The following is a 20,766-nucleotide window of genomic DNA, read 5'->3' on the forward strand; positions in this document are numbered from 1 at the left end:
CGATAATCCCGTGTTTGCAGAGACGTCGCTCGACATGGCGAAGTTGAGCAACGACGATCCCCGGATGTATTCCATCGCCGATCTCGGCGTCCATAACAGGCGACGTTGGCGCGCATTGTCCGAACTCAATCAATATTCCCTGGTTGAGGACATGTTCTCAGCGCACTTTGAAGAGTACGGCGACGTCAAGTACGCGACCTATCTCGTCACGAGCCAATTCGTCCACTCCGTGCTCGGCCGGGCGGTGGCCAGCTTCGTGCACAAGGGGCGGATCTGGGACCCCTATATCACCAACTTCTACGTCCGGACGAACCAAGAGTGGGGTTTCGATTGGGTTGGCGTCGACGATTCGACGATGCGCGTTCTACCTGACGATCGCTATGCGGATGCCGATCTTCCGCGCTCCGAGATGATCGTTTTCCCGGGGGAGAGCCAGATGGCCTACTGGCTCGCAGGTCGCGCGGCGTCCAGCCTCGCCCCGGTGTTCGCGTCGCTGTCGAAACTCAGTCATTGCACGACGGCTCAGATGTGGTCGACGACGGCTCGCGAGTCCTCGTATACGGCGGTGATCGCCTCGCGTTTCGGCGGTACGTGCCGGGAGGCTGCCGAGCGCCGTGTGCAACTCGTTCTCGGCGCGCTGGAACATGCCGGCCATCCGGTCAGGCGTTCGCGTCCGCTTCCCAGCACGCTCATGGACGTCAACCCGAAGCGCTCTCGGCCGTGATCGGATAGTCGCGGCTCCGTCGGCATTCCGGTCGCGCAGTATGGTGGAGCGAAAGTGGAAACCAGGCGAATAGGGGCGGGCATGGACGATCGGGTGCGGCAGGAATTTCTCGAGATGACGAAGAACACCGAGAACCTCGGCTCGACGCTGGGCTTCGAATACGTGGAGGCCGGACCCGACTCTGTGGTGATCGACGTCCCGGTGACCGCCAAGCTCCACCAGCCCGTGGGAATCGTGCATGGCGGCGTCTACGCCGCCATCGCCGAGGAAGTCGCAAGTGTGGCCGGTCAAACGTGGCTGGGAGATCGCGGAAACGTCGTCGGGGTCAACAACAACACCGATTTCTTGCGTTCCGTTTCGGAAGGGACGTTGAGAGCCGTGGGCACACCGATCCACCGCGGGCGCTCTCAGCAGCTCTGGCGCGTCGAGATCAGCGATGCTTCGGGCCGCGTTCTCGCCACCAGCCAGGTAAGGCTGGCGAATCTCACGCCAAAGGCATAGCCGCGTCGACGCTACTTGCTGTCGTCTTCCACATGTTCCGGAGGAGTGAACGTCGTGACCGTTGCGGCGGCTTCCTCGATGTGCTCCAGCGCGCTTCGCGCATAGACCTGCTGGCTCGTCGAGGTGAGTTGCGACCGCTGATTGCCCATGACGTGCATCCCCCACGACACCAAAGCAGTGAACCGGCTCTTGAATCCGACCAGGTACGCAAGGTGCACAACAAGCCACATGATCCACGCGAGAAAGCCGTCGATCTCTATGCGCCCGATCTTCACGACCGCGTTGAAGCGAGAGACCGTTGCCATCGACCCCTTGTCGAAGTATCGGAATGGCTTACGGCGAGTGGGGTCGGAAGAACCTTCTACCTCCGCGATAATCTGGCGGGCCGCGTAGCGACCACCTTGAATGGCCACTTGGGCGACCCCGGGAAGATCATCGAGCGCCATCATGTCCCCGACGATGAAGATGTTCGATTCGCCGGGAAGTGATAGATCCTTCTCCACTCGAACTCTGCCCGAGCGGTCGACCTCGGCACCGGTCTGCCTCGCCACGATCGCACCCAGCGGACTCGCGGAAACCCCCGCCGACCAGATCTTGCACGCCGATTCGATACGGCGCTCTTTGCCCGCTTCATCCTTGACGGTGATCCCGCGTCCATCGACTCCGGAGACCATCGCGCCGAGCTGAACCTCGACACCAAGCTTTTCCAGCGCACGACGCGCCTCGTCGCCAAGCTTCGGACCGAAAGGAGGAAGCACGGCGGGAGCCGCGTCGAGAAGAATCACCCTGGCCGACGACGGGTCAATACTCCGATACAGATCCTTGAAGGTGTTCCGTGCGAGTTCGGCGACCTGACCTGCCATCTCCACGCCGGTAGGGCCGGCCCCGACGATGACGAACGTGAGTAGCCGCCGCCGCTCCACCTCGTCGGTGGTGAGCTCCGCCTGCTCGAACGCGCCGAGGATCCGGCCGCGAAGCTCGAGAGCGTCGTCGACAGTCTTCATGCCCGGCGCGTATTGCTCGAAGTGGTCGTTACCAAAATACGATTGGTTGGCCCCGGCCGCGAGTATCAGGCTGTCGAAGCTCGTCTCGATGTCGAGGCGCCCCGATACGTATTTCACCTTCTTTGCCGTGACGTCGATGTCGGAGACATCTCCGAGCACGATCTTCACGTTTTTCAGGTCGCGGAGAATGAAACGCGTCGGCGGTGCGATCTCGCCGACCGACAAGATGCCTGTGGCCACTTGGTAAAGCAGGGGCTGGAACAGGTGATGCCCGGTCTTCGCAATGAGCGTGACATCGACATTCTTGCCCTTGAACTCGCGGGCCGCGAAGAGTCCGCCGAACCCTGAGCCGATGATTACGACATGGTGCCGCGACGTGGAACTCGTTTCGCCGGCGGAAAGATCGCGAGTGGCGGGTGTGGACATTCATCACTCCTGGGCAGTCAGTGACGCGAATTCGGGTAGGTAGGCGGCCGTTAACAACTCTAGATCACACGGTTTCGGCTTGCGTTCCGGTGCACCACGAACTCATCACCGGCGGTTCGCGACTATCGCGTCGTGCCTTCCCGGAATCCTCCACCCCCGCAGGTAATCTCGCCTCACACGGCACAGCCTCAAGTGTTCGGCGGCAGGTGGTATTACCGACCTGGAGGAAGGCAATTTATGGCGCGCGTAGAGGCCTCAAGCGTAGATCACACCCGGTGGCCCGAGCTCGCCCCGCCGGAGCGCGATCACGGCGGCGTGCGCAGCAGCACCGTCCGAGAGATCCGGGACGCCTTTCGCGCGGCGATCCCCGAAATGGGCCTGCGTGTCGAATTCCCCGACGATTCGTCAATCGGCTCCTTGGACGCTCCCATCTCGATCGTGCTGCGTTCGCCGGAGGAATTCTTTACTCGACTCGCCTCCGGTGCCACGGCCGGCGTCTTCGAGTCGTACATGGCCGGCGAATGGGTGTCGGGAGACCTGCCGACGGTCCTGTCGGCCCTGGTGCCGTGGCTCGCACGCCACCCGGAGTTGGAGAGTGCCCGACGTCATAAGGCTGAAAGACAGGGCCGTCGGCGCGCGCAGCAGGGCGCGAAGAACTCCGATCTGGAGATGGGCATCCCCGGCGACCTCGTGGCCCTGTACACCGACGCGACCATGGCGACCAGCGCCGCCCTGTTCGCCTCCGGCGCACGCAACCAGAGCCACGACCGCCGTGGGCGGACGGTGGTGCGAGTAAGCGCGCCGACTAATTCACCGCACCGCCTCGACCTCGGCGACGCCCAGCGCCGGGCGCACGAGCTCTTGCTCAGCATCTCGGGAGTGGGGGAGGACAGCCGTGTCATCGTCGCGCCGCCGGGGTGGGGCGAACTGCCGCTGCGCGCCGCCGAGCGGGGCGCACAGGTGCGGACCGTGACCGAGTCGATCGACCGGCTCCACGTCGTCGGCGCCCGCGTGCAGGCGGCTGGGCAGTCCCACGCCGTCTCGCTCAGCCTAGGCGAATTCGAATCGCTCGGCGGCATGGCGGACGCGATCGTCATCGCCGAACCGCACGCAGCCACCCGCGAAGGAATAGCGGTCGTCGCCGAGCGCTCCTCCGCGCTTCTGGATGACGGCGGACGCCTCGCCCTGCAGGTGGACGTCGGATCCGACTCCCATGAACACGAGATTTCCGAGCTCACATCCTGGAGGCGGCGCTACGTCGACGAACGAACCGCGATACCGCTGCGGTCGGACCTCAAAGAGGCCTTCTCCCACCATCCCGAGCTCCGGCTCCGCGGCCGAATGGAATTCGGCGAACACGCCGCCCACACCGCGCGGCTGTGGCGAGAGAACTTCACCATCCGTGGCCGCGACGCCGCCGCACAGGGATTCGATCCGGTATTCCGCCGCATGTGGCAGCTGCATCTGGCCGCCATGGAAGCGTCGTACCGCAGCGGATGGGTCGATGCCTGGCAGCTCCTGGCCAGTCGCGAACCACGGCGTACCCAGCGGTAGCGCCCGTCGGCAAGACGGCCTCCCGGATTGTGTCGGCGGCGCCTGCGGCTAGGCTGAAGCAGGCGGCGGAGGCCGCCCGGCACAGTCGTTTTTCGCTAGGGGAGAGTTCGATGGAATTGAACAACGCGCGCAAGGTCTCGTCGGCGGCGGTGTCCGCCTTCGGTCTCGTCGGTGGCTATCTCGTGGCGCGCGAGACCGGCATTCGCCCGCTCGGCGGGGTCGTTCTCGCTGCCGCCGGTATCTACGCGGGACGCACGTGGAAGGAAACCTCCGGCCCGGCCACCACCGCGGTCCTGGGAGGCACCTACATCGGTGCCTTCGGCGCCTCCCACCCGCTGGCGAAGAAGATTGGGGCTTGGCCCGCGATCGCGGCGGTCACCGCCGCCACCTCGGGCCTGTCCTACGCTCTGGTCGACTCGAAGAACTAAAAAGTAACCACACGCAGATGACGTCGAGCGTCCCGGATATCCGGGACGCCCGACGTCATCAGTTGGGTCTATTGGTGGCGGGCAGGAATCAGTCGCCCGAATGGCCCTTGAGCAGGCTCTCGAACGGGGTGAACCCCGTGTCGATGGACTTACCCGAGGTGCGCCGCGGCGCCGTGGTCTCGGCGGCGGTGAAACCCTCTACGGCACCTGACTCGCTCACCACGAGCGAGGAGAGCTCGGTGGCCGCGCGCTGTATCCGGCCCTCCAGGTACTTGCCCTCGGCACCGCCGAAGTCCTCCGTCGCGGCGAACACGCCGGTGGGCACGACGTTCGCGCGGAAGTAGGTCAGCAGCGGGCGCATCGCGTAGTCGAGGACGAGCGAGTGGCGAGGCGTGCCCGCCGTTGCCGCGATGGGTGTCGGCATGCCCGTGAGCGCGTCGGGATCGAGCAGGTCGAAAAACATCTTGAACAGTCCACTGTAGCTCGCCGCGAACACGGGCGAGACCGCCACGAGCGCGTCGGCCTCGCTCAGCGCATTCTTGACCTCGTCGAGCATCTGGTTGGGCATCGCGCCGGTCTGCATCGCCTGGGCGAGATCCCCGGCGAGATCGCGGAGCTCGACAAATGTAAAGTCGACGGCCTCGCCGCGTGCGGTGATCTGTCTGCGCACGCTGTCGGAGATCTGATCGGCGAGTAGCCGCGTCGAGGACGGTGTGGACAGACCCGCGGAGATGACGACGATCTTGCGCATTAGGAACGAGCCTCCTGTGCTTCCATCCGAGCCTTCGCGGGCTCGACGAGGTGGTAAGGCGAATTCGGTCCCTCGGCGACGAGGCTTGCGTGCGTGGGCGGGTCCGAGGGGACGTCCGCCGGGCGGCGCGCCTCGAACTCCTTGCGCAGCACGGGCACGACCTCTTTGCCGAGGACTTCGATCTGCTCGAGCACGACGTCGCGGGGGAGACCGGCGTGATCGACGAGGAAGAGCTGGCGCTGGTAGTCGCCGACCCAATCGGCGAATGTCAGGGTGCGCTCGATGACCTGTTCCGGCGTGCCCACCGTCAGCGGGGTCATCTTCGTGAATTCCTCGAGACTTGGGCCGTGTCCGTACACCGGCGCGTTGTCGAAGTAGGGGCGGAACTGCTTCTTCGCCTCTGACTCGGAGCCGCCCATGAAGACCTGGCCGCCGAGGCCGACGGTGGCCTGGTTGGCCGCGCCGTGCCCGTAGTGCTCGAAGCGGCGGCGGTAGAGGTTGACCATCTGCGCGGTGTGTTCGAAGTTCCAGAAGATGTTGTTGTGGAAGAAGCCGTCCCCGTAATAGGCGGCCTGCTCGGCGATCTCCGGCGAACGGATCGAACCGTGCCAGACGAACGGGGGAGTATCGTCCAGCGGCCGCGGCGCGAGCGTGAATCCACGCAGCGGAGTCCGGAATTCGCCCTCCCAGTTGACGACCTCCTCGCGCCACAGCTTCCGGAGCAGGTGATAATTCTCGACGGCCAGCGGGATGCCCTTGCGGATGTCCTTCCCGAACCACGGGTATACCGGGCCGGTGTTTCCGCGACCCATCATGAGGTCGACGCGGCCGCCGGCGAGATGCTGCAGGAAGGAAAAGTCCTCGGCAATCTTCACCGGGTCGTTGGTGGTGATCAGCGTGGTGGAGGTGGTCAGCTGGAGATTCTTCGTCTTCGCGGCGATGTAGCCGAGGTGGGTTGTGGGCGAGCCCGGCACGAACGGCGGGTTGTGATGCTCGCCGGTCGCAAAAACGTCGAGCCCGACCTCCTCCGCCTTGAGCGCGTAGTCGGTCATGGCTTGGATTCGCTCATGCTCCGTGGGCGTCGTGCCGTTGGTGGGGTCGGTTGTGACGTCCCCGATCGTGAAGATTCCGAACTGCATGGTGCGCTCCTCGCTCTAGTTGTTGATGTGTCACCTAATGTAAACGTACTACGCCCGGAGTTATTCCGTAAAGCCTTTCGTGGTGCCGGTATCTGATCGGCCGGTGGATAAAAAAGTGCCGCGGACACCTCGCCACTTAGGAGGTGTCCGCGGCGTTCTTCGTGTGCTGCGGAGCGTGTTAGCTCAAGCGGACGGCTGCCTCGTCGCCCGGGACGCGGAATGCGAAGGTTTCCTGTAAGTACAGGTTGACCTCTTCTTCGTTGTGGGAGTGGTAGCCGATGGAGAGGTCCTGGCCGATGTGCAACTCGAAGTCGCCGCCGCGAGTGGACACGAGGAGCGCGCCCTCAAGGGCCGGGGCCCACTTGATGTCGCCGTCCTTGAGGACCCGGCCGATGTGCTCGTGCACGGGGTAGCCGTGGTCGGTTGTCTCGAGGACCTGAGTGTAGAGATCTGCGGAGAGGACCAGATCGTAAGGTCCGGCGACACCGTCCAGACGGAGCGTGCTCAGCGCTTTGGCGACCGCTGCAGGGACCTCGCGGATTTCGGTGGGCAGATCGACCGGCTTGTGTGACGAGGACATCGCGATGCCCTTGATTCCGAGCGTGTCCGAGCCGTAGAGAACGGCGTTGTCCTCGGCCAGCGCGATGCGCTCGGCAGCGTCCTTGACGGGCTGCCAGTCCGAATCGGCCGACCCGCGCTCGACATCGTCGATAGCCTCGCGGGTGACCGTGAACGGTACGCGCAGCTCGAACACGGGCAGTGCTTCGCGGCGGCGCGTCTCGACTCCCTCGACGCCGGAGTCGATGCGAGTTACGTGGCCGGTGCCGAGGGAGGAGAACTCAAGTCCCTTGGCCTCGGGCATGTCGACGATTCGGCGGCCGGCGATATTGCGCTTGAAGGTGCGGCGGGCTTCTTCTTCGATTTCGTCCCATGCTTCGGGAGTAATGGGTGCGAGATCGCGGTAGAGATTGCTCATTTTCGTTCCTTTGGAAAGTAGTGGTTTACGAATTTTCGATATGGCGGCGACGAATCGCCGAAACTATTTGAGACTTCCGATTCCCAGGCTGCCGTCGGCGGTAACGGCGGGCTCGTCCGAGGGCGCGGCGGCGGACTCGTTTGCTTGTGCATCGTTCTGCTGGCCGGCCGGGGAGCCGGTGGCGAGTGAGTCGATTTCCTCGAGAAGGCCGACCGATGGGACGTAGAACAATGTTCCGGTGATCGCAGTCGAGAAGTCGAGGATGCGATCGTAGTTGCCGACGGGATTGCCGAGGAACATATTGTCGAGCATTTGCTCGGTGATGGACGGGTCGGCGGCATATCCGATGAAGTAGGTGCCAAACTCCTCCGAGCCGATCGATCCGAACGGCATGTTCGTGCGGAAGATGTCGAGATCGTTGCCGTCCTCGTCGGACACATCGTTGAGAGCGACATGTGAATTTGTCGGCTTGACGTCGTCGTCCAACTCGACGTCATCCAGTTTGGTGCGCCCGATCACGCGTTCCTGCTCTTCGGTGCTGATGGCATTCCAGGACTGCATGTCGTGGGTGTACTTCTGCACGATGACGTACGAGCCGCCGTTGTAGAGCTCGGTGTCGGCATTGTCGTGCACTGCCTCGTCGGCGTCATTGCCTTCGGGGTTCTCCGTCCCGTCGACGAAACCGAGCAGGTCACGGTTGTCGAAGTACGTGAAGCCATGCACCTCGTCGACGACGGTCACGTGGCCGGCGAGCTTGTCGGTCATGATTCGTGCGAGCTCGAAGCACAGATCCATTTGCGGAGCGCGCAGATGGATGAGCAGATCCCCGGGCGTCGACGGCGCGGTGTGCTTATCGCCGTAGATCGGATCGAAGGTGTGCAGGTAGCGGGGACGGTCGGCAGCGAAAAGCCGGTCCCACATCTCCGCGCCCAGTCCGACCACGGTGAGAATGTCCTTCGACGGGTTCGGTCCCGTTGCGCGGAAGGACACCGTCCGGGTGAGACCGGGCACGTCGGAGAGGAAGTCCCGGACCTCGTCCTCAGAGCCTTCGTTCACGGTGAAAACCAGAAACATCGCGGCCCGTGCGGGCGGTGCAACAATCTGTTGCGTTGGCACAGCTACATCCCTCTTTTCGTTCGAAAGATTCTCACTACAGCTTACGCGGATTCCCGCGCCTCATTCTCCCGTCACCCGTTTCGTGTGATCGAGCTCAGTGCAGGCTCGCCAAAGTCGACGGGCAAGCGCCACAGCATTTATCGCGGGGGAGAGTGGCCCATGCCTCGTGCAACGCGAGGTAGGAGTGCACTATTCCCCGGAAAGTACGCCGTCAGGCATCCTTCAACTTCCGAGTGGAGACGAGGAACACCACGACCGCCATGCCCCAGACGAAGAAGAGGGGATCCCAGACGAATGCGTGGCCGATCAGCTCGTTGCCACCAACGCCGGATTCGAGGACTCCGAAGAAGTTGAGATTTGCGGTGACGGTATTGATGCCGCCCCACAAGATGAGCACGAGCGCGCCTATCCCGAGAACGACACGAGCCTTCTTCAACTTTCGCCGCATGAGTAGGTAAAGCAGGGGGAGTAGTGCGAAAAGCGCCTTGATTGCGCCTACGGGATAAAGCCACTGCTCGTTTCCGTCAAATATGGAGGTCGCACGGTCGCTCACAGTGCTTAGAAGGAACTGCCCGCCCGAAGCCCAGTAGAAAGTGACTCCCGCATGGACGAGCCCGACGAACGTGGCGATGAGTAGAGATGGTGCGCCGCCACGCGCCGCATTGACAGGCTTTGGGGCGGTGCCGCCGTCAGCGCCCACATTCTGAATCGTCATGCTTGCGATATTTCCACTCGGTTCTGGAGTGCACATCGGGGAAGCTCCCCATTCGGTATCAGGGTTCCTTCCGAAATCGGGCCTTTCTGCCGGGACGGGGAGTGGGGCTAGTTTCCGGCGACCACGATGTCGCGGCATACCTCGAGGTGTCCGAGGTGCTGGGACAGCTCGCGGATAATGTGCGCAAGTATCCACTCGGGCCCGGCGTCGGCGACATCCGTGCGGCTCGTACCTTTCGCGGAGGAGTCAAGGACGCCGTGGCGCATCGCGTTATCGGCCCAGGTCGGAAGTTCCGAACGTACGTCTTCCACAAGGCTCAACGCCTCGGCGACAGTTCCCGAGGCTCGGAACTCCGCTGCCCTGTCGCGCGGGAAGGAAAGGCCAGAAATTACCGACCCGCCCCAGAACCGGCTCATCCCGTGCACGTGCTTCACGAGTGCGAATGCCGTGTTCACGGTGCCGGGCACGGGAGAGCGGTTCACCGAGTCGTCATCAAGGGTGTGCAACGCGTCGGCATACCCGTCGAGCAATTCGTCGGCAATTGATAGTTGAGCGGTCGTCGCGTCGGCATGCATGCACCGATTATGCACGGCGCAGTGCACATCGGCGCGTCGCAAATCCGGAACACACGATCATGACGTCGGGCGTTCTCAAAAAGCCGAACGCCTCTTAGCGAATCCCCAGGGAGAGGCAGTAGTCGCCTGTGGTCGGGCTGATCCTCGGGCGTTCTTACGCTTCGACATTCCGGCCAGGTCAGCGCTGTGAAAACGGGAGACGACTCGTCGAAGTGAAGACTGAGTGATGAAGGGGTCGGTACTTCCCGGAACGAAAATTGCCCCTTCGAAATTAATGAGACCCAGGTAATCGTAAGGTTCTATAAAGCTCAATCGTTCGATGACGGAATCGGTCGCGACCAAGGCCCTCACGTCACCAACAGCCTTCTGGTTACGCAAGCGTTCTATCCAGCGGGCAGCGGCACGGATTTGATGCGTCGAGCACGACTCGCCCGGGGGCGCAACGGCTCTTGGCCGCTCAAGGAGAAATGAAGAGATGTCACCCAACGACAAGACAACGCACTTGCTGCGGGCCTACCAGAAGTCGGCCGATCGAAAACCGGGAGAATCTAGTCCGCATCTGGACAAGCTCGTATTCGGCATAGCGGCCGCCGCGCCGTCAACGGCGTCGCCGGTAAGGCCATCAACATCCTCGCAATCATCGCCACACTCTTCGGCTCGGCATGTTCACTGGGACTCGGCGCCTTGCAGATCGGTGGCGGCATCGTCGCCGGCGGGTTCGCAGAGAACGTCGGCTCGAGTCTGCTCATTCTCATCATCGCGGTGCTCACCGCGTGCTTTGTCGCGTCCGCCGTTTCGGGCATCGAGCGCGGCATCCAGTGGCTGTCGAACATCAACATGGTGCTGGCCGTGTTGCTCGCGGTGCTCGTCTTCGTCGGCGGACCTACGCTGTTCATCCTCAATGTCATCCCGCGCAGCGTCGGCTCGTTCATAGACATGCTGCCCGCGATGGCTTCCCGCACGCCGGCCGGCGACGACCAGGCGCTCGTCGAGTGGATGTCCACCTGGACCGTTTTCTACTGGGCATGGTGGGTCTCGTGGACCCCCTTCGTCGGCCTATTCATCGCGCGAATCTCTCGTGGTCGCACCGTCCGCCAGTTCATCACGGGCGTACTCCTTGTGCCTTCGGTGATCTCGCTCGTCTGGTTCGCGGTGTTCGGTGGCGGAGCGATCGGGCTTCAGGAGCGCGCGGAGCAGGCACGGGATTCGGGCGGCATGCTCGCGCAGCTCGGGGAGCAAGGTGCGGACATCAACTTCGACACCGTCCTGTTCGACATGCTCGGACACCTCGGATTGCCGAGCATCATCCTCACGATCGTCACCGTCATCACGGTGGTGCTCATCGCGATCTTCTTCGTCACCGGTGCGGATTCTGCGTCAATCGTCATGGGGTCGCTTTCGGAGAACGGGGCCGAGGAACCCTCGAAGTTCAACGTCATATTCTGGGGTGTGTCCACCGGTGCCGTCGCGGCTGCGATCTTGCTCGCGGGTGGGGACCAGCCCGATGAGGCCCTCGAGGGGCTGAAGAACATCACGATCGTGTCGTCGGTGCCGTTCGTCATCGTATTGAGCATGCTGTGCGTGAGCATCTGGAAGGACCTTTCTCGCGATCCGCTGGTGATTCGCGAGGACCTTGCGAAGGCGGTGCTCGATAGCTCCGTGACGACGGCGATCCGCGCTCACGAGGGCGAGCCTTTCGTCATGCAGACGACGGAGGCGGAACTCGCCGAGGTCGAGCCCTCGCCGCTGGAACAGGATCCGTCGGTTGCCCCGGAAGACACGGATGAGGGACCTGCGACGTCATAGGCGAAGCCGCACTTCGAAACGGAAACGAACTGGTGCCCGGGTAGCTGGAGGTCAAGCTACTCGGGCACCATTCTTTGTCGCTAGTGCCGTCGTCTGCTGCTGAACACGTCGAATAGAACGCGGAAGGTCAGGGTTCCGGACACGGGAATGAGAATAAACCCGAAGAGCTGGAAGAGCGTGAGCGTCTCAGTGACCTTCGGCCCAGTCGAGCTCACCAAAAGTAGTACCGCCATGATGCCGAACACGCCGGCGAGAAAAGTGATCGCGGCGAAGTGGAGGAACTCGCGATACACGCGTCGGTCGTGTTCGTCCGCCATCGCCCTGACCCCGATGGAGAAGCGGTCCTCGGCGAGCGCTCGGGTCACGGTATCGGCACGCTGCACGAGGCCGTGCAATAAAGGTAGAGATTCGATGACCTCGTTTTCCACCGACTCCTTCACCGACTTCGGTTCGAGGCGGAACCTCATCGTCGCCGAGCCGAACTCGGTTGCGCTATCGAGGAGGTTGAATGAGGGATCGAGTTTGAGCAGGGTGCCCTCGGCTGCGCCCATCGCGCGCAGCGCGGACATGAGTTCGGCCGGAAGAGCGATGCCGTGAAGACTCAAAATCGTGAAGATCTCGGACAACGCCGATGGATCCATGCTCGACCCGGGGGCCAGGTGGTGCGCCATGAAGGCGCCGATTTCCTTTCGAAGCTCGACTTCGTTGACGCCCGGGGGAATCTCGACGAACGCCAGCACTGAATCGGCGAACGCGCGCGAATTGCGACGGGAGACGGCGAGAAAGACATCCGCAAGCCGGTGCCGCGTCTCGGAATCGATACGGCCAACGGATCCCAGATCGAGAAGTGCGGGGGAGCCGTCCGGGGTGATGATGACGTTGCCCGGGTGGAGATCCGAGTGGAAGACGCCGTCCTCGAGGATCTGCAGGAGGAGCGAGCGAAATACCGTCTCCGCGATCGTCTTCCGTGTGTCTGCGTCAAGAGAATCGAGCGCGGACGGCCGGCTCACGGTATTGCCCTCCATGAACTCCATGACGAGCACACGCTTTGTGCACCACTCTCGATAGCAGTGGGGGACCCTGATGCGATCGGCCGGCTTGTGACGATTCTGCGCCGACTCCATCGCTCGTAGGTTGGACGCCTCGACCCGGAAGTCCGTTTCCTCGCGGAGGCTCGCCGTCATGCTCGACACGACTTCTGAGACACCAACGTCGCGAGCCCACTCGGAGGATCCCTCGAGCCGTCGCGACAGTCGCATGGCGATGTCTGAGTCCCGCTCGATGAGCGGGACAATGCCGGGACGCTGCACCTTGACTGCCACCTTTTCGCCGGAGGCAAGCGTTGCAATGTGGACCTGACCGATCGAAGCGGTGGCGACAGGAGAGTGGTCGATGGAGGCGAAAATGTCGCCGACGGGTGCGGGCAGTTCCTCGTCGAGGACGGCGGAGATCTCCTCCCACGGAGTTGGTGGAATTTCCTGCTGGAGCAGGCTCAACTCGGTGAGGTAGGCGTCGGGGAGTAGGTCGCTGCGAGTCGACAGGAGCTGGCCGAACTTGATGAATGCGCCGCCGGCCTGCTCGCACGCGGCGCGCAGATTCGCAGCCTGCTCGATCCGCTTACGCTCGGCCTCGAGGCCCTTACCGTTGTCGATGCGGAATGGGATGAGGCCGTTGCGCGAGACAATCCGCATGAGCTGGGTATAGCGGCGTCCGCGCGAAAGCGTTTGGCGAAGTATTTTGCCCCATTGGTGGACGGCCGGCACCCGACCTTGCGGGACGACGATCTCGAGTAGTACGAGAATCGCAATCGTGACAAGCACGAGAATCCCGAACTGGACGGGAATGAGCGCGAAATTAGAGGAGTCCGACGGCCACACGACCTGGGACTCGAACCCGAGCTCGGCGCCCAGGCCGAGCACACCGGCAAAAAGAATTCTTCCGATGCCCAGGTCCGCACCGAGGATTCGCCGCGAGGCCACGATGATAAACGCCAGAAGCAGCAATGTCGCGACCGAAACGAGCACGACGTTGGTGACTATTCCGAAACTCACGCCGCGACCTCCCTTCGGACGGTAGGGCATTCCTGGGACGGCCAGGCGAGCGGCGGGGAATAGGGGGAACGTATACGCATTGTCCCTTCAGCCTAGCTATTCATGACGGCGGGCAGACTCAGATTTTCCGGCGAATTGGCCGATGCTTCCTCCTTCTTTCGGTTGATGTCGGGCAATGCGAACGTGTCGAGAATGGAGTTATCGGGCCGAGAAGGCCCAAGGACACACGTCGAAAGGAAAGTCATGCGTCGTCTCTACTACGCGGCATTCACGTACACTATTCTCGGGTTGCTCGGTGGGCTCTATTACCGCGAGCTGACCAAGGCTCAAGACTTCCCGGAGGACGGGTTCACCCAACTGAGCGTCGTCCACACGCATCTATTCGCCTTGGGACTGCTGGTCATGCTCGTAGTCCTGGCACTGGAGAAGTCTTTCGGCCTTTCGCGATCGAAGCTGTTCGACTGGTTCTTCTGGCTCTACAATGCCGGAATTGTCCTCACCGTGGGCATGTTGTTCGTCCACGGCACGATGACGGTGATGGGGACGGAAGAAGTTTCGCCGGCGATTTCCGGCATTGCCGGGCTCGGGCACATCCTGCTGACGATTGCGCTCGTTATTTTCTTCCTCGTTCTCGGCAAGGCGGTCAAGTCAGAGTCCACAATGCCGCAGAAGGTGTCCGCCTCGTAGCTCAGCGTGGTCCGTTAACCGGCACGAAGAGTTGGGACTGACGTCTTACGCGCCCCGCGGAGCCTAAGGGCTCGGCGGGGCGCGCTGGTTGTAGTCGGCGAGGACGTTGATGAGGGGGATAGAGGAGTCATGTTTCGCCCTAGGGCTTCTCACGATGCGTGCGTAGCCGGCGGACGAGGGAACCAACGAACGGTTTACTGGTAACAGTGCATATTCGTTCAGTGCATATTCGGCACTTGCACGTCGGTAGATCTGCCAGTACCCGCTCTCCCATACGACGCGCATTCAGGCCGGGTGTCGGGGGTCAACATAGCTACTCGTGAGTTACGATCCTGACGCGACACCGAATTATCGATAATGCCGCCCAAGGGAAACGTCGAACCTGTCCGGGGCAATGTTGAAATGTCGAACAATTTGGTTTGACAACAATTGCCCGAAGAAGTGCCCGTGGGTTTTGTAAGACTTGCGCGGCGGCGCTCGCTTTGCTCCGGGCCTTTGCGCTGTTAGATCGGTCTGGAGCGCCTGAGTCGCTGAGTTGAGCGTTGCCGATTCCTCTATTGGATCGTGACTTTTCGGATACCGTTCTGTTAGGTTCTCTGTCTGTGCCGCATTTCGCGGCGCCAGGATGTCAATCCGAAGGATGAGGATGAACCACAATCCGAACGCTGTCACCGTCACTGAACTTGTCGCACGCGTAGGGGGGGCTAGCCACGTCGGTAGTGCGCGTCGACATGCCAAAGGTGCGGCCGCTGGTCGCGGTCGCACAACTGCAGGAATCGTCGCCGGTGCCGCTATCGCTGGTGGAGCGGCAATCGCCGCCGCCCCCCTCGCCTCGGCCCAGTCAAGCGAATTACCGGCCAATGACCAAATTCAGCAGCTCGCGACCCAAGTTGTAAATGACGGCTTGGGTGACCAGCTGGCTCCGGTCGTCGATCAGTACGGCGAATATGCCGATGTGGCCGGGGTTGATCTCGGCTCGTTCGGGGCAGCCTTACCAGGCGGCGCGGCCCACGCACCGACTGTGGGCGCCGTGACGTCCAGCTTTGGCCCGCGGTGGGGCACCTTCACCAATGGCACCGACTTTGGAGCGCCGATTGGCACTCCACTGTATGCCGCAAAATCGGGCGTGATCGAGGAAGCTGGACCTGCATCGGGCTACGGATTATGGATTCGCATTCGGACCGATGAGGGCGAACTACTCGAATACGGCCACAACAATGAGAACTTTGTCCAGAAAGGGCAGCGTGTACAAGCCGGCGACGTAATTGGCACGGTGGGAAACCGGGGCGATTCGACTGGACCTCACCTGCACTTCGGAGTCCAAGACGCTAGCGGTAACTGGACCGACCCCGTTCCGTGGCTCGCGCGAAACGGCGTCATTGTCTAATTGAGGGAGCGGCTTTGTAGTTGGCGCTTTCTTAAGATGCCAACTTGTCCGCTGGGGAGGAACCTCTGAGAAATCAGGCACGGGTCCTCCCCTTGCTTTTGGCAGGCCGTCTCCAGTTGGCTCGCGCCGCGTTCCTCGCCCCGCCTGGTTGCCACTAGTTCGTGGGCATTAATCCTCCCCTCAAGACGAGGCGCCAAATATCTTGATTAATCGCCATATGGCGATATAATCGCCGTATGAGAAACGATGATATCGGCGATATTTCTCGCCTCGCAGAAGCGAGCGACGCGCTCGCGGCAGTATTTCATGCCTTGTCTGAACCAACGAGGCTCGCGGTGCTTGAGCACCTCTCGCGCGGCGAGCACCGCGTACGCGACATCGTTGAACATTTGCACCTCGCACAATCCACGGTGAGTAAACATCTCGCTTGCCTGCGAGAATGTGGTCTCGTTTCGGTTCGTGTCGAAGGTCGGGCGTCGTGGTTCTCGATCGCGGACGCGCCTCGCTTGGCGGCACTTATTTCCTCCGCCGAATCCCTGCTGGTTCATTCTGGAATCGCGCTGTCGCTCCGGGAACATCAGTCACATGACCACTCCGCAGGTCTACCTGAAACGGAGCTGTCATGAGCATTGGACACAACCACGGTGCAGGGCAATCCCACGGCCATGGGCACGATCACGCCTCGCCGACCGCGAACCCTGGAGCACGCCGCCGCTTGGCGATTGCTTTTGCAATTACGGCCCTCATCGTAATCGCGCAAGCAGTAGGCGCCGCCGTCACCGGCAGCCTCGCTTTACTCACAGACACGGCGCACGCGCTGGTCGACGCCTCCGGCCTGCTCGTGGCGCTCATCGCGGCCACGATGATGATGCGCCCCCCGAGCAGTAAACGCACCTGGGGCTTCGCGCGTATCGAGATTGTGGCCGCACTCGGGCAAGCGACATTGTTGCTGGTCGTCGGCACCTACACGGCGTTCGAAGGTATTACTCGATTATTCGATCCGCCGGAGGTGCCGTCGACCGAGTTACTGATCTTCGGCGTCATTGGCCTGATCGCGAACATCGTCGCCATGGCTGTTTTGCTGGGTGGGCGCAACTCCAATATGAATATGAAAGCCGCATTCCTCGAAGTGCTCAACGATGCGCTGGGATCGATCGGCGTAATCATCGCAGCTATCCTCATCTGGACCACCGGATTCCAGCAGGCAGACGCGCTCGCGGGGCTGTTCATCGCCGCGCTCATCGCACCGCGGGCGTTCCGGATCATGCGTGAATCGCTGCGCGTACTCATGGAATTTACCCCGCGCGATCTCGACCTCGACGAGGTTCGCGCGCGCCTACTTCGACTCGAGCACGTCACCGGCGTGCACGACGTCCACGCATCCACCATCGGCACAGGGCTCCCGATCTTGACTGCGCACTTGGTGATTCACGAAGAGTGCTTTAACTCTGGGCATGCGCCTGACATTCTTGAAAACGCACGCAGATGCCTCGACGACGTAAACGGGGCGGAGATTGAACACGCCACGTTTCAACTCGAAACGGCGAAGACCCACGCCTCGGAGAGCGCGACAGTACTCCACGAATAGCTGACATCGGTTCCCCGGCCGAATCATCGCCAAGGTTACGAAGGAAAACGGGAACCCTTCCACACCACCCCTGGCCATTTGTCGAAAGACAGAACGCGCGATTCGCGACGGTGCATCCGACACGCGGTCGTATTCTCAGATCTTGAGGCCGTGCTCAAATGAGTGAGCTCCAGTAGCTCCAAAAGCGCACGGCGATCAAGGCAGCGATGGCCAGAAACCAGCTGGTGATAATTGCACCCCGGTACTCGGTGAGCCCTCGAATAAGTCGATGTTCTTCACCGGCCGAGCTCTGTTGAACAAGCCGCAGCGTGTGCGTCGTGGTGTAAAGGAAAATCGGGATGGTCACGGCCCACACCACTATGCAGTACGGGCAGAGCGCCCCGATGACATACAGACTTTGGTAGATGAGCCAGTGAACGAAAATGACCGCGAAGGTCACTCCGAACTGGGATAGGACCCAGAACCAGCTTGCGAACCTCGCACCGGCCAATAGTGCCGCGCCAATTGTGGCCACAGTAGCGAATCCAGCAACACCAAGGACCGGGTTGGGAATGCCGAACGCCTCAGCCTGGGGCGTGGACATCACAGATCCACACGAAAGGACCGGATTGATCGAACAGCTCGGGACGTAGTCGGGGTTCTCAATGAGCGCGATCTTCTCTACCAACAGTGTCACCGCCATCGCGAGGCCGATAGCTCCGCCGATCAGAAGGACTACGGCCAGCCTTCGACTCTCTGCCGAGTTCTCGACAGTTCCGGTCTCGGCACGGCGAACGTCACTCGTCGAGTGCCGCATTGAGACTATTCTCCAAGTCGGCGGTCGTTTCTGGTGCGAGGCGCTCACCGTCGAGGAAGAATGTCGGCGTTCCTTGAACGCCGAGGTCCTGGCCGTCTTGCTGACTTTGTTCGACTCGCTCAATAATCTCAGGAGCCTCGAAGTCCACCGTGAATCGTTCCATGTCGAGACCAAGTTCCTCGGCGTATCCGAAGAACGTCTCCTCCTGCGATGTTTCTTGATGCCCCCACTCCTCGGGGGACTCAAACAAGCGCTGATACATGGCCTCGAACTGGCCTTGTTCCGCGGCGGCCTCTGCAGCCTGCGCCGCGCTGACGGAGTTGCCGTGAAGTGGCATATGGCGGACCACGAAACGCACCCTGTCACCGTACTTTTCGCGGAGCTGCTCGATCGTGGGATACAAGGCGATGCAGGCTTCACATTCGAAGTCTAGAAACTCGACGAACGTGGCTTCTGTCCCCTCCGACAGGATGGGGCTATCTTCTCGAACTAGCAGCTCCTGGCTAGGGGCACTCTCGGGCGCAGACGCGCCGTTCTCATCATCATTTCCGGTGAAAACGAAGAAGCCGACGAGCACCACCAGTGCGACAATAATTAGTGCACAGGAGAGCTTTGTACTTTTACTCAATGATCGACGCCTTCCGTGGGCCCACAAGACCAGGATACGGTACATGCCCTTGCAACCACCTGATGAGCAGCACCAGAAGTGCCTGAGTCCTCCGCGCGACGCGAGGGCGCAACTCGGAATCGACCAAGAATCATGAAAGCCTCAATGAATTCGTGACGTAGCGGGAAAGCGGCTAACTGTCACGGGGAGCCACGTTGGGACGACCGCGCGTCATAGCCACTTCAGGGCCCACGCTGGATTCGTAGGGCGGCTGAAGGACTCGCGCTCCTTGTGCAGTACAGCGGCCGTATGTCCTGGTGCCGGTGCCGCTGCGAGGCGTGCCAAGAGTCAAGAGACTTGATGGACGGCGGGCGGCAGCGTTTGAAGAATGCGAGAAAGGGATTCGCCCAGGTGGGCGACTTCTTTTTCGGGGATATCCTTGAGGATTTCCTGTGCCCAGAGGTCGCGCATTGTGGTCACTTCGTCTGCCAAAGTTGCGCCGTCGGTGGTTAAGGCTAGGTGTTTGGCTCTCCCATCGCCAGGTTCAGGCATGAGCTCGGCGAGGCCCTTACCTTCGAGCGTTTTGGCGACTTGCGTCATTCGTCGGCGCGAGATTTCGAGCCGCTCGGCGACGACGCTTGGGCGCGAAGGGCCGTGTTCTTGGAGGCACACAACAGCGCGCGATTCGGCGGCTGTGAGCCCGAGGGCGGCACTGCCAAGATCGACCGCGGCGGCGAGTCGCAGCCCTATAACGGTCAGGAGGTCAAAGGTCTGGGCACGGTTCATGTCAACCCCTTGGTAATTACCATTGGTAAGTATATTGTGGGTGAATGCCTATTATGTCGCTTCCGACTCACGACGTGCATTACGAAGATCGAGGTACCGGCACGCCGGTACTTCTACTCGGAGGTTCTGGTGAGCCGATGATTGCGTGGGAATTCTGTGGTCTGGTCGAGGCGTTGCTTTCCAAGGGGCACCGAGTTGTTTGGTTCGCTGCTAGGGGTGTGCGACCCTCCGGCTGTCCGCCGCTTCCTTGGTCTCTTGACGCCATGGCCGACGATGCGATCAGCCTGCTTGATCACTTACAGATCGAGCAGGTGACCGGCATTGGTTATTCTCTGGGAGGGTTCACGCTCGAGCGGATGGCTCTTCGCCGGCCGGAGAGGATCGCAGCAGCGGTATTGATGGCAAGTGCTGGCGGCGCCGATGGAATTGTGCGCAATGGCTTCATTGACGCAGAGAATGCGTTCGCGAAACAAGCGGGTCAAGTTCCCGTGCACTTCAGCCGCCTTATGACTTTGATGACCGCGTTGGGCGGGGACGAATTAACCAATCCCGAGACAATTAAGCAGTGGTGGGAACTCCTGGCCCACCAGGGAGATCAGTGGGCACAGCCTCATGGTGAGATCGGTCAGGCGCAGGTCGCATTGGACTGGAAGAACTCTGGGGGAACGACTGGGTCGCCATTTCCTGACTCGGTTCGAATATCACTGCTCTATTTCGGCCAAGACTCGCTGTTTCCGGCTCACGAAGCCTCTGCAGTCGCGCGGCACTTGGGTTCGCGTACAGAGATTGTGACCGTGGAAAACGCGGGCCATGCTGGCCTCTTGACTCGGCCAGAAGAAACGACCGACGCCCTTTTAGGCTTGTTGGAACGTTGGCGTTCGGCAAGCGAGTGACGTTCGCGCCGCCATGCGTTATCTGCACCGTGTATAGCTAACGCGGCATGCGTAGAGCTTTTATGCGAAGGCATGCGCCGAACTACGAAGGTCACACGGGCGCAGTATTCCTTGCGAAGTTCTTCAATTGCCGGATATCGGCAAGGCGCTCCTCGCAATCGGAGTCGAGGAATTCGACGAACACCGCGTCCCTTCCCTCTGAGAAGTGGGGACTGTCTTCGCGGAGCTACCATTTCCTTGTTCAAGCTGCGTGGGG

Annotated in this window: 21 protein-coding genes; 10 read left to right on the top strand and 11 right to left on the bottom strand. The window is 61.6% G+C overall.

The features are described 5' to 3' along the window. The first annotated feature begins 10 nt into the window (after window positions 1-10). Window positions 11-724 carry a hypothetical protein gene (locus BJL86_RS07815; protein WP_082908299.1) on the top strand — a complete coding sequence of 238 codons (714 nt, stop codon included), beginning with the start codon at window positions 11-13 and terminating at the stop codon, window positions 722-724. An 81-nt stretch (window positions 725-805) separates the two neighbouring features. Further along, entirely contained in the window at window positions 806-1,225 is a 420-nt protein-coding gene (locus BJL86_RS07820; RefSeq protein WP_082908298.1) for a PaaI family thioesterase, read from the top strand. A gap of 11 nt (window positions 1,226-1,236) precedes the next feature. Here the strand turns inward: BJL86_RS07820 and BJL86_RS07825 are convergent, their stop codons facing one another. Then, window positions 1,237-2,655 (bottom strand): NAD(P)/FAD-dependent oxidoreductase, encoded by a 1,419-nt coding sequence (locus BJL86_RS07825; RefSeq protein ID WP_067471277.1) that lies wholly within the window; start codon window positions 2,653-2,655, stop codon window positions 1,237-1,239. Window positions 2,656-2,892: 237 nt separating this feature from the next. On the opposite strand from BJL86_RS07825, the gene BJL86_RS07830 reads away from it, so the two are divergent. Then, complete coding sequence (locus BJL86_RS07830) at window positions 2,893-4,209, top strand: class I SAM-dependent methyltransferase (RefSeq protein WP_067471276.1); 1,317 nt, start codon at window positions 2,893-2,895, stop codon at window positions 4,207-4,209. 110 nt (window positions 4,210-4,319) lie between these two features. Beyond that, window positions 4,320-4,637, top strand: a complete 318-nt coding sequence (locus tag BJL86_RS07835) for a hypothetical protein (RefSeq protein WP_067471275.1) — start codon at window positions 4,320-4,322, stop codon at window positions 4,635-4,637. A gap of 88 nt (window positions 4,638-4,725) precedes the next feature. Here the strand turns inward: BJL86_RS07835 and BJL86_RS07840 are convergent, their stop codons facing one another. The 6 genes from BJL86_RS07840 to BJL86_RS07865 all read right to left on the bottom strand — a co-directional run bounded on the left by BJL86_RS07840 (window position 4,726) and on the right by BJL86_RS07865 (window position 9,909). Further along, a complete protein-coding gene (locus BJL86_RS07840; protein ID WP_067471274.1) occupies window positions 4,726-5,388 on the bottom strand; it encodes an FMN reductase in 663 nt (220 codons plus the stop codon). After that, window positions 5,388-6,527, bottom strand: coding sequence for an LLM class flavin-dependent oxidoreductase (locus BJL86_RS07845; RefSeq protein ID WP_067471272.1), 1,140 nt, complete (start codon window positions 6,525-6,527; stop codon window positions 5,388-5,390). Before BJL86_RS07845 ends, BJL86_RS07840 begins: the two co-directional genes overlap by 1 nt. Window positions 6,528-6,705: 178 nt before the next feature. Next, on the bottom strand, window positions 6,706-7,503 hold the full coding sequence (locus BJL86_RS07850) for a family 1 encapsulin nanocompartment shell protein (RefSeq protein ID WP_067471271.1): 798 nt from the start codon (window positions 7,501-7,503) through the stop codon (window positions 6,706-6,708). Between the two features lie 63 nt (window positions 7,504-7,566). Then, complete coding sequence (locus BJL86_RS07855) at window positions 7,567-8,619, bottom strand: Dyp-type peroxidase (RefSeq protein WP_075844905.1); 1,053 nt, start codon at window positions 8,617-8,619, stop codon at window positions 7,567-7,569. 211 nt (window positions 8,620-8,830) lie between these two features. Next, on the bottom strand, window positions 8,831-9,334 hold the full coding sequence (locus BJL86_RS07860; protein WP_067471266.1) for a DUF3995 domain-containing protein: 504 nt from the start codon (window positions 9,332-9,334) through the stop codon (window positions 8,831-8,833). A gap of 107 nt (window positions 9,335-9,441) precedes the next feature. Continuing rightward, the gene (locus tag BJL86_RS07865; RefSeq protein ID WP_067471265.1) at window positions 9,442-9,909 is read right to left on the bottom strand and encodes a mycothiol transferase; all 468 of its coding nucleotides are present in this window, start codon (window positions 9,907-9,909) and stop codon (window positions 9,442-9,444) included. Window positions 9,910-10,482: 573 nt separating this feature from the next. On the opposite strand from BJL86_RS07865, the gene BJL86_RS07870 reads away from it, so the two are divergent. Continuing rightward, window positions 10,483-11,715 (top strand): BCCT family transporter, encoded by a 1,233-nt coding sequence (locus BJL86_RS07870; protein ID WP_082908296.1) that lies wholly within the window; start codon window positions 10,483-10,485, stop codon window positions 11,713-11,715. Window positions 11,716-11,795: 80 nt separating this feature from the next. On the opposite strand, the gene BJL86_RS07875 is transcribed toward BJL86_RS07870, so the two are convergent. Beyond that, complete coding sequence (locus BJL86_RS07875; RefSeq protein WP_067471261.1) at window positions 11,796-13,766, bottom strand: ABC1 kinase family protein; 1,971 nt, start codon at window positions 13,764-13,766, stop codon at window positions 11,796-11,798. Window positions 13,767-14,009: 243 nt separating this feature from the next. Here BJL86_RS07875 and BJL86_RS07880 point away from each other — a divergent pair, with 243 nt between their 5' ends. The 4 genes from BJL86_RS07880 to BJL86_RS07895 all read left to right on the top strand — a co-directional run bounded on the left by BJL86_RS07880 (window position 14,010) and on the right by BJL86_RS07895 (window position 17,428). Further along, the gene (locus tag BJL86_RS07880; RefSeq protein WP_067471252.1) at window positions 14,010-14,453 is read left to right on the top strand and encodes a DUF2871 domain-containing protein; all 444 of its coding nucleotides are present in this window, start codon (window positions 14,010-14,012) and stop codon (window positions 14,451-14,453) included. A gap of 646 nt (window positions 14,454-15,099) precedes the next feature. Continuing rightward, window positions 15,100-15,840, top strand: a complete 741-nt coding sequence (locus BJL86_RS07885; protein WP_067471392.1) for a M23 family metallopeptidase — start codon at window positions 15,100-15,102, stop codon at window positions 15,838-15,840. A gap of 236 nt (window positions 15,841-16,076) precedes the next feature. Continuing rightward, window positions 16,077-16,466, top strand: coding sequence for an ArsR/SmtB family transcription factor (locus tag BJL86_RS07890; protein ID WP_075844906.1), 390 nt, complete (start codon window positions 16,077-16,079; stop codon window positions 16,464-16,466). Beyond that, window positions 16,463-17,428, top strand: coding sequence for a cation diffusion facilitator family transporter (locus tag BJL86_RS07895; protein WP_067471250.1), 966 nt, complete (start codon window positions 16,463-16,465; stop codon window positions 17,426-17,428). The genes BJL86_RS07890 and BJL86_RS07895 overlap by 4 nt, the downstream gene beginning before the upstream one ends. Window positions 17,429-17,582: 154 nt before the next feature. Here the strand turns inward: BJL86_RS07895 and BJL86_RS07900 are convergent, their stop codons facing one another. The 3 genes from BJL86_RS07900 to BJL86_RS07910 all read right to left on the bottom strand — a co-directional run bounded on the left by BJL86_RS07900 (window position 17,583) and on the right by BJL86_RS07910 (window position 19,617). Next, window positions 17,583-18,224, bottom strand: coding sequence for a vitamin K epoxide reductase family protein (locus BJL86_RS07900; RefSeq protein WP_067471249.1), 642 nt, complete (start codon window positions 18,222-18,224; stop codon window positions 17,583-17,585). Continuing rightward, window positions 18,205-18,852, bottom strand: coding sequence for a DsbA family protein (locus BJL86_RS07905; protein ID WP_082908294.1), 648 nt, complete (start codon window positions 18,850-18,852; stop codon window positions 18,205-18,207). The genes BJL86_RS07900 and BJL86_RS07905 overlap by 20 nt, the downstream gene beginning before the upstream one ends. 327 nt (window positions 18,853-19,179) lie before the next feature. Then, window positions 19,180-19,617: a MarR family winged helix-turn-helix transcriptional regulator gene (locus BJL86_RS07910; protein ID WP_067471247.1), complete on the bottom strand. Its 438-nt coding sequence runs from the start codon at window positions 19,615-19,617 to the stop codon at window positions 19,180-19,182. Window positions 19,618-19,670: 53 nt separating this feature from the next. Between BJL86_RS07910 and BJL86_RS07915 the strand changes: the two genes are divergently transcribed. Continuing rightward, entirely contained in the window at window positions 19,671-20,510 is an 840-nt protein-coding gene (locus BJL86_RS07915; protein ID WP_257787305.1) for an alpha/beta fold hydrolase, read from the top strand. Window positions 20,511-20,766 lie beyond the last annotated feature (256 nt).

It is taken from the genome of Dietzia timorensis, assembly GCF_001659785.1.
Taxonomy (GTDB): Bacteria; Actinomycetota; Actinomycetes; order Mycobacteriales; family Mycobacteriaceae; genus Dietzia; species Dietzia timorensis.

Coding starts and splice junctions, on each gene's coding strand:
- BJL86_RS07820 (WP_082908298.1), top strand. CDS start 806: ATGGACGATCGGGTGCGGCAGGAATTTCTCGAGATGACGAAGAACACC.
- BJL86_RS07825 (WP_067471277.1), bottom strand. CDS start 2,655: ATGTCCACACCCGCCACTCGCGATCTTTCCGCCGGCGAAACGAGTTCC.
- BJL86_RS07830 (WP_067471276.1), top strand. CDS start 2,893: ATGGCGCGCGTAGAGGCCTCAAGCGTAGATCACACCCGGTGGCCCGAG.
- BJL86_RS07835 (WP_067471275.1), top strand. CDS start 4,320: ATGGAATTGAACAACGCGCGCAAGGTCTCGTCGGCGGCGGTGTCCGCC.
- BJL86_RS07840 (WP_067471274.1), bottom strand. CDS start 5,388: ATGCGCAAGATCGTCGTCATCTCCGCGGGTCTGTCCACACCGTCCTCG.
- BJL86_RS07845 (WP_067471272.1), bottom strand. CDS start 6,527: ATGCAGTTCGGAATCTTCACGATCGGGGACGTCACAACCGACCCCACC.
- BJL86_RS07850 (WP_067471271.1), bottom strand. CDS start 7,503: ATGAGCAATCTCTACCGCGATCTCGCACCCATTACTCCCGAAGCATGG.
- BJL86_RS07860 (WP_067471266.1), bottom strand. CDS start 9,334: ATGACGATTCAGAATGTGGGCGCTGACGGCGGCACCGCCCCAAAGCCT.
- BJL86_RS07865 (WP_067471265.1), bottom strand. CDS start 9,909: ATGCATGCCGACGCGACGACCGCTCAACTATCAATTGCCGACGAATTG.
- BJL86_RS07880 (WP_067471252.1), top strand. CDS start 14,010: ATGCGTCGTCTCTACTACGCGGCATTCACGTACACTATTCTCGGGTTG.
- BJL86_RS07885 (WP_067471392.1), top strand. CDS start 15,100: ATGAACCACAATCCGAACGCTGTCACCGTCACTGAACTTGTCGCACGC.
- BJL86_RS07890 (WP_075844906.1), top strand. CDS start 16,077: ATGAGAAACGATGATATCGGCGATATTTCTCGCCTCGCAGAAGCGAGC.
- BJL86_RS07895 (WP_067471250.1), top strand. CDS start 16,463: ATGAGCATTGGACACAACCACGGTGCAGGGCAATCCCACGGCCATGGG.
- BJL86_RS07900 (WP_067471249.1), bottom strand. CDS start 18,224: ATGCGGCACTCGACGAGTGACGTTCGCCGTGCCGAGACCGGAACTGTC.
- BJL86_RS07910 (WP_067471247.1), bottom strand. CDS start 19,617: ATGAACCGTGCCCAGACCTTTGACCTCCTGACCGTTATAGGGCTGCGA.
- BJL86_RS07915 (WP_257787305.1), top strand. CDS start 19,671: ATGTCGCTTCCGACTCACGACGTGCATTACGAAGATCGAGGTACCGGC.